The following is a 12,299-nucleotide window of genomic DNA, read 5'->3' on the forward strand; positions in this document are numbered from 1 at the left end:
GCCCAGCCCGCTTTCGTCCCGTCATCTCCGGGCTGCGAATATTCCGGGGGAAGTCCGCGGGACGGGGGCGGTGCCCCCCTGCACCGCCTGTCGCCTGCCCTAGCGCAGACCGTCCTCGCCCACGGCATCCGAATGTGACAGCCCGCCGACCCGCGGCAAGGGCCGCCCGGAATCGGTGACGGCGACCGCCACCAGAATCTCGTTGGCGCGGGGCGCATCGTTCAGCCGTACCTCGATCCCGTCGAAATGCGAGCGGACATAGGCGGCATCCTTGTGGCCCAGCGGCACGTCCAGCACCTGCCCCGGGCCGCCCATCTTCTTGGATGACGGCACCAGGGCCGCGCCCTTTTCCACCGCGCGGCGCAGGGGCGCGCCCAGCTTGGGATGCAGGACCGCGGCGGCATGTTCCAGCTCGCCGTTCTCGCCCACCATTGCCGCCTTGCCGTAGCTCTCGGCCTGCGCCGGGGTGATGCCAAGCGCGGCAACACATCTGTCGCCCAGCAGCCCCCCCAGTTCGGCACCAATGTCCATCAGATCGCTCAGATCCTCGGCATAGACCCCGGCAAAAGGGTTCCGGATCACCGCCACCGCCACCGCCTTGCGGGTGGGTGGCGTGATCGCCCTGCCGATTTCGCGGTGGGTTTCCTCGACCCAGACCGCCAGTTTGCGAATGTCCGCGCTCATCTCAATCCGTCCTCGCCCTTGATGTCGGCGGCGGCCAGCCCGCCTGCCCGGTTGTGCACCCGCGCGCCGGTGGTCATCACCAGCACAAACAGCAGCTCGTTCGCGCGTGGGCTGTCATTGCAGCCGACTTCGATGGAATCGAAATGACTGCGCACATAGGAGGCATCCAGATGGGTGACCGGCACATCCAGCCGGGCGCCGACGCCACCGACCTTCTTTGTTGACGGCACGATCGCCTTGGAGCCCCCCAGCACCTCGCGCATGGCATAGCCCCCCGGCGCATGCCAGAGCGCGCCATGTTCCAGCTCACCGGCGGCGCCGACGATGGCGCCCTTGCCGTAGCCCTCGATCAGCTTGGCGTCGCCCCCCAGCGCCGCCAGCAGACGCTGCGCCAGATCCAGCCCCAGCGGCTTGAGATCCTCCATGAAGCCCTGGATGTCTTCGACATAGGTCCCGGCAAAGGGGTTCTTGATCACCGCGAAGATCGCGCCGCGTCTCTGCGGCGTGTTGGCGCGCGGCCCGCCTTCGTGGAACACCTCTTCGACAGAGGTGACAATCTTGCGAATCTCGACGTCATGCATGTGTCAGGATCTTTCCTTGTGAAATGTCGGTCCCCGGCAGTCCGGTCGTCCGGACGCCGCCCCTCAGAAACAGCGCGGCGCCCTGGATCAGGCCCCGCGCCGCCATGTTCTGCGCCATGGCCAGCCCCCGGTCCAGCGCGGCCTCGATGTCCGCGCAGCCCAGGGGGCCGATGCGGACCACCACCGGATGGTCGCACAGGTCCGAATCGGGTTGCACTTCGCGGGCCGGGGCGCGCCGGATCGCCGCATGGCCCGGCAGGTCGACCGCGTTGCCGATCAGGGTTGCGGCGACATCCGCCTGCGCCGCGGTGGCCGCCAGCACCGTGACCGCATCGGCGATGCCCAGCGACAGGCTGCGTCCGCCCTGCCCGCTGGTGGCGATGCCGCGCACGCGGTCACGCGCCGAGATGTCCACCCGGCCGAGGTCGGTGCTGTCGGGTGCGGCGACCGCCAGGCGGAAGGTCTCGTCCCCGGTCAGGTGCAAAGCTATGTCGCCGCCGTTGTTGACATAGGCCCGGCGCAGCGGCGTCGCGGCGACCATCGCCGCCAGCACCGCCTCGGCCACCGATCCGGCGACCGCCGCCATCGGGGTCACGATGCCGTCGGCATGGGGCGCAACCGCGTCCTGCATGCAGCGGGCTATCGCCCCCTGCGGCACCGCGCCGACCGGCCGCCGCAGCAGGGCGAGTTCGGTCACCAGTTCGTCCAGCACCGTGGCGAAACGCGCACGAGCGGCAGCAAAGGCCGCGTCCCGGTCACCGTCCGCGCCGATCACCAGATCAATGGGACCGTGCTGCAGATGCAGACGGTTCCCGGACAAGAGCGCGGCGACCGGGCCGCTCACGGCTTGCCCCTGGTCCAGCGGTAATTGCGGCTGTCCTGCGGATCGGGTTGCGACGCGTTCGGCGCCACGCGCCGGTTGTCCTTGCGGATCACCGTCTCGACCGGCTGGATGTGGTTCACGTGCCCGCCCAGCGCGCCGTAGTCCTCGCGCCGCAGGGTGAACTCGATCGGCGCCACCAGCGCCGGCGTCGGCACATAGCCAAAGGAATTGGTCGGCATGTCCATCACATCCACCATCACCGTGATGCCGCCGCCGGGCCAGACATAGGCCTCGGCGCCGCCGCAGGACACGTAGGTCAGCGCATCCTTGACCGAGCGGGTCAGCCGCACCGGGTTTTCCGTCACCCCCGCGCGCAGCGAGCCGCCCGCGCCGCCCATGAACAGCACCGAACACAGCGAGGGTTCGCAGTTTTCCGCGATCCGTTCGGCCACGGCCAGCAGCGGCGGCGTGATCTCGGCCGGTTGCGGGACAAGCGCGTCGTCCAGGACATAATAGGCCCATTGCTCGCCGGTTGTCGAAATCATCAGCAGCCGCAGCCCCGGCCAGGCCTTTTTGGCATCGGCGGGCTTGAGGATGCTCAGAGGGTCCTGAACATCGGTGCCGCCCCAGCCGGTGCCGGGATCGGCCACCTGAAAGTACCGCCCCGGGGTCGAGCGTCGCCCGTTCACCCGTATGCCCGACGGTGTCATGTCGAGCCCCCTGCCGGCCTCGTGCTCGCTCAGAATGCCGGTGATGTGGTCATCGACCACCACCACCTCGTCGACATGGCCGTGCCACTGCTTGGCAAACATGCCGATGGTGGCCGAGCCGCAGCCGACCCGCATCAGTTTCTCGGTGACACCGTTGATGACCGGCGCATGGCCCGCCTGCACCACCATGGTCACGCCGTCGTCGACACTCATTTCCACCGCGGCGCGGTTGCACAGGCGCAACAGGGCGTCGCAGGTCACGCGGCCCTCTTTCTTGGAGCCGCCGGTCAGGTGTTCAACACCGCCCAGCGACAGCATCTTGGAGCCGTATTCCGAGGTCATCACGTGGCCGATGGCCTCGCCGTCGACCCGGACAATGGCGCGTTCCTCACCGATGTGCCGGTCGGTATCCAGCTTTACCTTGACGCCGCAGTAGGAAAAGATGCCCTCGGTCACCACCGTGACCATGTCGACGCCTTCGACCTCCTGGCTGACGATGAACGGCGCCGGTTTGTAGTCGGGATAGGTGGTGCCCGCCCCCACAGCGGTCACAAACGTGCGGCTGCCCTGAATCACATCGCCATCCCAGTCCTGGGCGTTTTCGCCCTGGTCCAGAAAGGCCACTGCCTGCGCGCCCGACTGGATCACCGTCAGCGGATCAAGCCGTAAAAGTTCGCCCGCGTGGTTGGCGTAGCGGTCGCAGGCGCCGGACTTGCCTTCGGCGATGTAGCACATCACCGGGCAGGCATCGCAACGGATCTTTTCTGCAGGCACCGCGTCCGCGGGTTTCAGGTCATCAGGCATATCCAGCCTCCTTCAGGGCCGCGCGGACGCGGGCGGGCGTGGCAGGCGCGTGCATCAGGCGCACACCGGTCGCGTTGTAGACTGCATTGAAGATCGCCGGGGCCGTCGGGATCAGCACATGCTCGCCCAGCCCCTTGGCGCCATAGGGGCCATGCGCATCCTCGATCTCGAGGATCAGCGTCTCGATCGGGGGGACATCGCCGATGGTCGGGATCAGATAGTCGTGCAGGTTCTCGGTGCGGCCTGGAATGAACTCTTCCATCAGCGCCATGCCCAGCCCCTGGGCGATGCCGCCCTGCACCTGGCCTTCGACCAGCAGCGGATTTATCGCCCGCCCGACGTCATGCGCGGCGGTAAAGCTGACCGGCGTCACCTGTCCCAGCTTCAGGTCGATCTCGGCCACACACAGATGCGCGGCATAGCCGAACTGGGCATAGGGGACGCCTTGCCCGTTCCCGTCCATCGGTGCGACCGGGGGGTCATAGGTCTTGACCGCCTTCAGCGCATAGCCCTCGGGGTCCGCTTCCAGCCGGGACAGATCGACATGCTGCACCCGGTCGGCGTCGCGCACATGCAGGTGGCCATCGTTGAGTATGATCTCGGCGCCGTCGGACGCGTTGGCCAGTTGCAAGACATGGGCCCGCAACGCCTCGCCCGTCAGGCGCGCGGCATTGCCGGAAACAAAGGTCTGCCGCGAGGCCGACGTCTTGCCCGCATCCGGGGTGATGTCGGTGTCGGCCCCCAGCACGGTGACATCCGCCACCGGGACGCCAAAGGCCCGGGCAAAGATCTGCACGATCACCGTATTGCTGCCCTGCCCGATGTCCATCGCGCCCTGATGCAACACCAGGGTGCCGTCGGGGCGCAGTCCCGCCTTGAAAGTCGAGGGGTTGGGAAGCGAGGTGTTGCCGCAGCCATACCAGCCTCCGGCCACGCCGACGCCGCGTCTGACCCCGTCGTTTTCCGCGTTGAACACCGCGCAGGCGCGTTTTGCCGCCTGATAAGCCGGTTTCAGCGCCTCAAGGCAGGCATGGATGCCGACACCCTGTTCGAACACCTGCCCGCACACCGTGGGCTGGCCGTCGCGCAGGGCATTTTTCAGCCGGAACTCCAGCGGGTCCATCCCCAGTCTGTCAGCCAGCACATCAAAGGCGGTCTCCTGGGCGATGGCCGACTGCGGCACGCCAAAGCCCCGAAACGCGCCCGAAGGCGGGCAATGGGTGTGCACCGCCCGGCTTTGTGCCCGGTAGTCGCGGATGAAATACGGCCCCGAGGCATGTACCGGAACGCGGTTGGCAACCGTCGGACCCCAGCTGGCGTAGGATCCGGTGTTGAAATCGCCATGAAAGCTCAGCCCGGCAAGGGTGCCGTCGGCCTTTGCGCCGACCCGGATGTCGATCCGCGCCGGATGCCGTTTGGTCGTCGACTGCATCGATTCGACGCGGGTGTAACACATGCGCACCGCCCGGCCGGTCCTGAGCGCCGCCAGCGCCAGAAAGGGCTGCACCGACACGTCGATCTTGGACCCGAACCCCCCGCCCACCGCCGTTGGCAGGATGCGGATATCGGCGCGGTCTATGCCCAGCACCTGCGCCAGCGTCTCGCGGTCCATGCCGGTGGCCTGGGTACAGGCCTGCACCACGACACGGCCCTCGACCACCTCGGCCCAGCCGGCTTCGGGTTCAATATAGGCATGTTCGACAAAGCTGGTTTCATAAAAGCCATCGACCACCACATCCGCCGCCGCCAGCGCCGCCTCGGCATCGCCGCAGGCGACAAAGCCGCCGCACATGATGTTGCCGGGCCGGTCGGAATGCAGCAGCGGCGCGCCTTCGGCCAGCGCTTGCGGCACCGTCATCAGCGCATCCAGCGGCTCCCAGCTCACCGGGAAATCGGCGGGATCCAGCGCCAGCATCGTCTCGGCGTCACCGACGACACAGGCCACCGCCTCGCCGCGGAACAGCACGGTGTCGACCGCGAACACCGGCTGGTCGATGAAGCCCGGGATCACGCCATAGGCATTGAGCCCCTTGACGTCCGCCGCTGTCAGCACCGCTTCGACGCCGGCGCGCGCCGCAAAGGCCGAGAGATCCCCGAACGAAAACCGCGCATGCGGATAGGGAGAGCGGATCACCCTTGCGACCAGCGCGCCCTCGGGTGCCACATCGTCACCGAACAGATCGCGACCCTCGACCTTGGCCTTGCCGTCGAACCGCCGTGCCGGCGCGCCCAGTTCCTGTGCCGCCTCCTGCAGCGTGTCGGCGGCATGGGCACCGACCACCGCATCGATGATCTTGCGGTATCCGGTGCAGCGGCACAGCACGCCACCCAACGCATCCTGCACCTGAGCCACGTCGGGCTGCGGTTCGGCGCGCAGCAAGGCGACGGCAGAGACCATCATCCCCGGCGTGCAGATGCCGCATTGCGCCGCCTGGTGGTGCTGAAAGCTTTCCTTGAGCCGCAGCGCATCCGGGTCGCCCTGGGCCAGACCGGCCAGAGTCTCGACCCTGCGGCCCGCCGCCTGCTGAACCGGCATCAGGCAGGCACAGACCGGCGCGCCATCCACCAGCACCGTGCAGGCGCCGCAATCGCCGGCGTTGCAGCCGATCTTGACGTCCCTGGCCCCCAGCCGTTCACGCAGGGCCTGCGACAGCCGCTCACCCGGGCGCGCCGCGACCTGCACCGGGGCATTGTTCAGGGTAAAACCTGTGACCTGGGACGTTGCGACCTTATCCATGGGACGGACCCTCCATGATCAGCTTCAGGGTACGGCGGATCGCCTCTGCGACCGCTTCGCCGCGATATTCCGCCGAGCCCCGGACATCCGAGATCGGCGACAGGGTGCTCAGCCGCGCAGGTGTCACCTGGTCCAGCGCGCCGGCAAGATCGGCGCCGACCAGCGCCTGTTCCAGCACCTCCAGACGCTGCGCCACCGGCGAGGCCGCCCCCACCGCAACACGCGCCGACGCGATCCGGCCCGATGACAGCTCCAGAACCGCGCCCACCATCGCCACCGAGATCACAAGATACTTGCGGCCGCCGATCTTGGTGAAGCCGCCGCGCGCCCCCGCAGGCAGCGGCGGGATGTACAGCGCCGTCACCAGCTCATCCGGCGCGCGCAGGGTCTGGCGGACGCCGGCAATGAATGCGCCCAGCGCGACTCGGCGCACGCCACGGAGGCTGCTCAGCTCGACCTCGGTGTCCAGACACAGCAGCGGCGGCACCCCGTCGGCGGCAGGTGACGCGTTGCAGAGGTTGCCCGCGACCGTGCCCGCATTCTGGATTTGAACCGAACCGACCTCGCGCGCGGCCTGTTTGAGCCCGTCAAAGGCACGCGGCAGATCGGCGTGCAGGACATCGCTCCAGGTGGTTGCAGCACCGATCCGCCAGCCGTCATGATGTGGGGTTATGCCCCGCAGCCCTGCCACGCGGGTGACATCCAGCAGCGTGCCGCCATATGCCCGTTCGCCCTGCGCCGGAAACCAGTCGGTGCCCCCGGCAATGACGGCAACCGGCACCGGACCGGACAGCGCGTCCAGCGCGTCCTCCAGCGTGGTGGGAATGAGGTAGCTCATGACGCCTCCTGAACTCAGCGAAAGACGAACCGGAACCCGATGCCTGCAAACCAGCGGCATCCGCTCCGAATTTTTGTTCGCATACGAATAAGAAATCCCGCAGGCCGCCCTGTCAAACGATTTCCGTTCAGCACTGCAATTTCCGCCCACATGCGCCTAGTCCACAAACGCCTTTTCGACCACAAAGGTGGCGGGTCTGTTGTTGGCGCCCTCTTCGAGGCCAAACCCTTCCAGCGCGGCCCTGGTGTCGTGCAGCATCGCGATCGAGCCGCAGATCATGCCGCGGTCGTCGTCGGGATTGATTGTCGGCACCCCCAGATCGGCAAAGATCTTGCCACTGGCCATCAGGTCAGTCTGCCGACCGGTGCGCGGCCAGTCTTCGCGGGTGAGCGTGTCGTAAAGCGTCAGGTTCCCAGCCATCTCGCCAACCAGAGGATCCGCCTTGAGCGCGGTGACAAGGTCGCGGCCATAGGTCAGCTCGCCCGCGGTGCGGCAGGTGTGGCACAGGATCAGCTGGTCGAACTTCTCATAGGTTTCAGGGTCGCGGATGATGCTGGCAAACGGCGCGATGCCGGTGCCGGTGGCGAACATCCACAGCCGTTTTCCCGGCAGCAGCGCGTCGTTGACCAATGTGCCGGTCGGCTTGCGCCGCATCAGCACCGTGTCGCCGACCTGGATTTTCTGCAGATGCTCGGTCAGTGGCCCGCCCGCCACCTTGATCGAATAGAATTCGATCTCTTCGTCCCAGGACGGCGAAGCGATGGAATAGGCCCGGAACACCGGCTTTTCGGCGTTGGGCAGGCCGATCATCACGAACTCGCCGGACCTGAAGCGGAACGCCGCCGGGCGGGTGATCCGGAACCGGAACAGAGAATCGGTGTAGTGCTGCACTTCGGTGACCGTTTCGGCAAAGACGCCTGCGGGGATGGGAAAACCGGTTTGCGGCGCGGTATCAAGCGTCATGTCTGCCTCCTGTTTCATCTTTCGTCATATTTGTTAGTACACATACAACTTTTCTGTCAAGCGTTTCGCCGCTTGGTTCTTGACCGGGGCGCATTTTCCGTTAGCGTTCAAATGAAATTGCCGCTTTATCCCGCATCTTCGCAAAAGGATCCCCGCCATGACTGACACGCCGGCCAAACTGGTCATCCGCAACATCGGCCTGCTGTTGTCGGGCCGTATCGAAGACCCAGTGCTGGACGCCGACTGCCTGATCGCGCTGGACGGCAGGATCAGCGCCTGGGGCAAGGAGGCGGATCTGGACACCTCCGGTGCCACCTACGAGATCGACGCCCATGGCGTGACGCTGTGCCCCGGGCTGATCGACAGCCACATCCACCCGGTGGTCGGCGATTACACCCCGCGTCAGCAACAGCTGCACTGGATCGATTCCACCCTGCACGGCGGCGTCACCACGCTGATTTCAGCGGGCGAAGTGCATATGCCGGGCCGTCCAAAGGACATTGTCGGGCTAAAGGCGATGGCGATCGCCTCGCAGCGCTGGTACGAGAATTTCCGCCCCTCGGGGGTCAAGGTGCGGGCGGGCGCGCCGGTGATCGAACACGGCATGGAAGAGCACGATTTCAAGGAACTGGCCGAGGCGGGCGTGACCCTGATGGGCGAGGTCGGGCTCGGCTCGGTCAAGGACGGCAAGACCGCGCGCCAGATGGTGGACTGGGCCCGCAAATACGGCATCCAGTCGACCATTCACACCGGTGGCCCGTCGATCCCCGGCTCGGGGCTGATTGACGCCGACATGGTGCTGGAAACCGGGACCGACGTCGTCGGCCACATCAACGGCGGCCATTCCGCCCTGCCCGACGACCAGATCATCTGCCTGTGCGAAAACTGCACCGCCGCGCTCGAGATCGTGCACAACGGCAACGAACGGGCGGCGGTGCTGACCCTGAACACCGCGCGCGAACTCGACAAGCTAGACCAGATCATTCTGGGCACCGACGGGCCTGCAGGTTCGGGTGTGCAGCCGCTGGGCATCCTGCGGATGATCGCGATGCTCTCGGCCTTTGGCAATGTCCCGGCCGAGACGGCGTTCTGCTTTGGCACCGGCAACACTTCGCGGCGGCGGGAACTGGACACCGGAATCATCGAGGTCGGCAAGGCGGCGGATTTTGTGCTGATGGATCAGGCCCAGCACGCGCCGGGGAAATCGCTGCTGGAATCGGTGCAGCTTGGCAACCTGCCCGGCGTCGGCATGACCGTCATCGACGGCGTTCCGCGTTCCGGACGCTCGCGCAACACGCCGCCCGCCACACGCCTGCCGGAGCTGCTCAAAGGCAGCCTGGCCAATGGTGCGGGCGGCCATTAGGGCGGCGGCGGCGGCAAAGGCGCGGCAATTGCCGCCGCCGCCGCCTGCGAAATTGCCAATGGCATCGCGTCGCGGCATTTTGCGCCGCAGCGCGCCACCGGCAGGCCCCTTGTCTTGACCCTCCCGCCTGCATCCTAGATACCGCAGGCATCAGGCCAAGGAACCGTCACGGCATGACCGAACCAAACATCACAGACAGCCACTGTCATCTCGATTTCCCCGATTTCGACGGCCAGCACGACGAAATCATCGCCCGCGCAGCCCGGGCCGGGGTGCACCGCATGGTGACGATCTGCACCCGCCTGCGCAACGAACCCCAGGTCCGCGCCCTGGCCGAGGCGCACCCCGAGGTGTTCTATGCAGCGGGCACCCACCCGATGAGCGCCGCCGAGGAGCCGATGGCCACGGTGGCGGAACTGGTCGCGCTGGCACGGCACCCCAAGTTTGTGGCCATCGGCGAAACCGGGCTGGATTACCATTACACCGCCGACAGCGCCGAGGTGCAGAAACAAAGCCTGAGGATCCACATCCAGGCCGCACAGGAAACCGGCCTGCCGCTGATCATCCATGCCCGCGCGGCCGATGACGACATGGCGCGGATCCTGACCGATGGCTTCCGCACCAGGCCATATTCCTGTGTGATGCACTGTTTTTCGTCCTCGGCCGACCTGGCACGGGCCGCGCTGGATCTGGGGTTCTACCTGTCGATGTCCGGCATCGCCGCCTTTCCCAAGAGCCAGGACCTGCGCGACATCTTCGCCGCCGCCCCGCTCGATCGGATCCTGGTGGAAACCGACAGCCCCTATCTGGCGCCCCCCCCGCATCGCGGGCGGCGCAACGAACCGGCCTATACCGCCCATACCGCCCGGCGCGGGGCAGAGATCTTCGGCCTCGACTACGCCGGTTTCGCGGCGCAGACAGAGGCGAACTTTGAACGGCTGTTTCCCAAGGTTGTCGCCTGCAGGGCCGACTCATGACAGCCGAACTGCGTCTCACCATCCTCGGCTGCGGCTCGTCCGGCGGCGTGCCGCGCCTGGGCGGCCACTGGGGCGACTGCGACCCGGAAAACCCCAGGAACACCCGGCTGCGATGCTCGGTTCTGGTCGAACGCGAGACCACGGACGGCATCACCCGGGTGCTGATCGACACCTCACCCGACCTGCGCGCCCAATTGCTGGGCAAAAACATCGGCGCGCTGGACGCGGTGGTGTACACCCATGCCCATGCCGACCATGTGCACGGCATCGACGACCTGCGGATGATCGTGTTCAACATGCGCGCCCGCCTGCCGGTCTGGGCCGACGCCCCGACCAAGGCCAGCCTGCTCGAGCGTTTCGGCTATGCCTTTGTCCAGCCCGAGGGCAGCACCTATCCGCCGATCCTCGACATGCACGACATCGACGGTCCGTTCACCATCGGCGGGCGCGGCGGCGACATCTCGCTGACACCCTTTGCTGTCAACCACGGCAGCATCGATGCCCTGGGCTTCCGGATCGCGGATATCGCCTATCTGCCCGATGTCAAAGAGATCCCCGACGATGTCTGGCCGCATTTGCAGGGCCTGGACTGCTGGATTCTCGATGCGCTGCGCCGCACGCCGCATCCCACCCATGCCCACCTCGCGCAGTCGCTGGACTGGATCGCACGCGCACAGCCCAGACGCGCCGTGCTCACCAACATGCATATCGACCTCGATCATGCGACGCTTGACGCCGAAACCCCAGACCACATCACACCGGCCTTTGACGGCATGGTGATCCGCGCGCCCGACTGACATTGATCCAGGCTTCTTCTCTTTCATAAATACTCCCGTTCCGGCCCGCGCCAGAGGTGCCGCGCCGACAATTCCGGATACCGCCACCATGCAAGCGCTCCTTGACGTCGTTCTCCCGGTCTTTCTGGTCATCGGCTTCGGTTATGTCGCGGGGTGGCGCAGGTTGATCCCGGAAAGCGGCATCGACGGCTTGATGAGTTTTGCCCAGAGCTTTGCCATGCCATGCCTGCTGTTCCGCGCCATCTGGACGCTGGACCTTGGCCATAACTTCGATCCCTACCTGCTGATCAGCTTTTACAGCGGATCGGTCACCGGTTTCGTGCTCGGATTGCTGGTGGCGCGGTTCGGGTTCAAGCGGGATTGGGAGGATGCCGTCGCCATCGGCTTCTGCTGCCTGTTCGCCAATTCGCTGATGCTGGGTCTCCCGATCACCGAACGCGCCTACGGCAGCGACAGTCTGGCGGCCAACTATGCGATCGTCGCCATGCATTCGCCCTTCTGTTACGGCATCGGCATCACCGCGATGGAAATCGCCCGCGCCCGTGGGTCCAGCCCCGGCCAGCTGCCGTTCAAGGTGCTGAAGGCCATGTTCCGCAATGCGCTGGTCATCGGCATCGCCCTGGGCCTGGTGTTCAACCTGGCTGGGCTGACCCTGCCCGATCCGGTCACCGGCGCGCTGGACATGATGATCCGCAGCGCCCTGCCGGTCGCACTCTTCGCCATGGGCGGGGTGCTGTGCCGCTACCGCCCCGAAGGCGATTTGCGGGTGATCAGCTTTATCTGCGCGGTCAGCCTGATCCTGCACCCGACAATCACCTGGAGCCTGGGCACATACTTTGAATTGCCACGCGACGCCTTCCGCTCGGCGGTGATCACCGCGGCGGTGGCCCCCGGAATCAATGCCTATGTCTTTGCCAACATGTACGGCCGGGCCAAGCGGGTGGCCGCCTCGTCGCTCCTGCTTGCGACCGCCCTGTCGCTGGGCACGGTCTGGGTCTGGCTGGCGATCCTGCCATGACGCC

Annotated in this window: 11 protein-coding genes; 4 read left to right on the forward strand and 7 right to left on the reverse strand. The window is 66.5% G+C overall.

The window, feature by feature from the left end:
• Positions 1-99: 99 nt before the first annotated feature.
• The 7 genes from FOY53_RS03425 to FOY53_RS03455 all read right to left on the reverse strand — a co-directional run bounded on the left by FOY53_RS03425 (position 100) and on the right by FOY53_RS03455 (position 8,140).
• Positions 100-684, reverse strand: coding sequence for an amino acid synthesis family protein (locus FOY53_RS03425; RefSeq protein ID WP_146585747.1), 585 nt, complete (start codon positions 682-684; stop codon positions 100-102).
• Positions 681-1,265 carry an amino acid synthesis family protein gene (locus FOY53_RS03430; RefSeq protein ID WP_146585749.1) on the reverse strand — a complete coding sequence of 195 codons (585 nt, stop codon included), beginning with the start codon at positions 1,263-1,265 and terminating at the stop codon, positions 681-683. Before FOY53_RS03430 ends, FOY53_RS03425 begins: the two co-directional genes overlap by 4 nt.
• Positions 1,258-2,109, reverse strand: coding sequence for a UPF0280 family protein (locus tag FOY53_RS03435; protein ID WP_146585751.1), 852 nt, complete (start codon positions 2,107-2,109; stop codon positions 1,258-1,260). The genes FOY53_RS03430 and FOY53_RS03435 overlap by 8 nt, the downstream gene beginning before the upstream one ends.
• Positions 2,106-3,602, reverse strand: a complete 1,497-nt coding sequence (locus FOY53_RS03440) for a 6-hydroxynicotinate reductase (RefSeq protein ID WP_146585753.1) — start codon at positions 3,600-3,602, stop codon at positions 2,106-2,108. Before FOY53_RS03440 ends, FOY53_RS03435 begins: the two co-directional genes overlap by 4 nt.
• A complete protein-coding gene (locus FOY53_RS03445) occupies positions 3,595-6,339 on the reverse strand; it encodes a molybdopterin-dependent oxidoreductase (RefSeq protein WP_146585755.1) in 2,745 nt (914 codons plus the stop codon). Before FOY53_RS03445 ends, FOY53_RS03440 begins: the two co-directional genes overlap by 8 nt.
• Positions 6,332-7,177, reverse strand: coding sequence for an FAD binding domain-containing protein (locus tag FOY53_RS03450; RefSeq protein WP_146585757.1), 846 nt, complete (start codon positions 7,175-7,177; stop codon positions 6,332-6,334). The genes FOY53_RS03445 and FOY53_RS03450 overlap by 8 nt, the downstream gene beginning before the upstream one ends.
• 156 nt (positions 7,178-7,333) lie before the next feature.
• Positions 7,334-8,140, reverse strand: a complete 807-nt coding sequence (locus FOY53_RS03455; RefSeq protein WP_146585759.1) for a ferredoxin--NADP reductase — start codon at positions 8,138-8,140, stop codon at positions 7,334-7,336.
• Positions 8,141-8,297: 157 nt separating this feature from the next.
• Here FOY53_RS03455 and FOY53_RS03460 point away from each other — a divergent pair, with 157 nt between their 5' ends.
• The 4 genes from FOY53_RS03460 to FOY53_RS03475 all read left to right on the forward strand — a co-directional run bounded on the left by FOY53_RS03460 (position 8,298) and on the right by FOY53_RS03475 (position 12,295).
• Positions 8,298-9,503 carry an amidohydrolase family protein gene (locus FOY53_RS03460; RefSeq protein WP_146585761.1) on the forward strand — a complete coding sequence of 402 codons (1,206 nt, stop codon included), beginning with the start codon at positions 8,298-8,300 and terminating at the stop codon, positions 9,501-9,503.
• Between the two features lie 173 nt (positions 9,504-9,676).
• The gene (locus FOY53_RS03465; RefSeq protein ID WP_146585763.1) at positions 9,677-10,480 is read left to right on the forward strand and encodes a TatD family hydrolase; all 804 of its coding nucleotides are present in this window, start codon (positions 9,677-9,679) and stop codon (positions 10,478-10,480) included.
• Positions 10,477-11,277, forward strand: coding sequence for an MBL fold metallo-hydrolase (locus FOY53_RS03470; protein ID WP_146585766.1), 801 nt, complete (start codon positions 10,477-10,479; stop codon positions 11,275-11,277). The genes FOY53_RS03465 and FOY53_RS03470 overlap by 4 nt, the downstream gene beginning before the upstream one ends.
• A gap of 88 nt (positions 11,278-11,365) precedes the next feature.
• Positions 11,366-12,295 carry an AEC family transporter gene (locus tag FOY53_RS03475; protein ID WP_146585768.1) on the forward strand — a complete coding sequence of 310 codons (930 nt, stop codon included), beginning with the start codon at positions 11,366-11,368 and terminating at the stop codon, positions 12,293-12,295.
• Positions 12,296-12,299 lie beyond the last annotated feature (4 nt).

The organism is Puniceibacterium confluentis (assembly GCF_007923445.1).
Lineage (GTDB): Bacteria > Pseudomonadota > Alphaproteobacteria > Rhodobacterales > Rhodobacteraceae > Puniceibacterium > Puniceibacterium confluentis.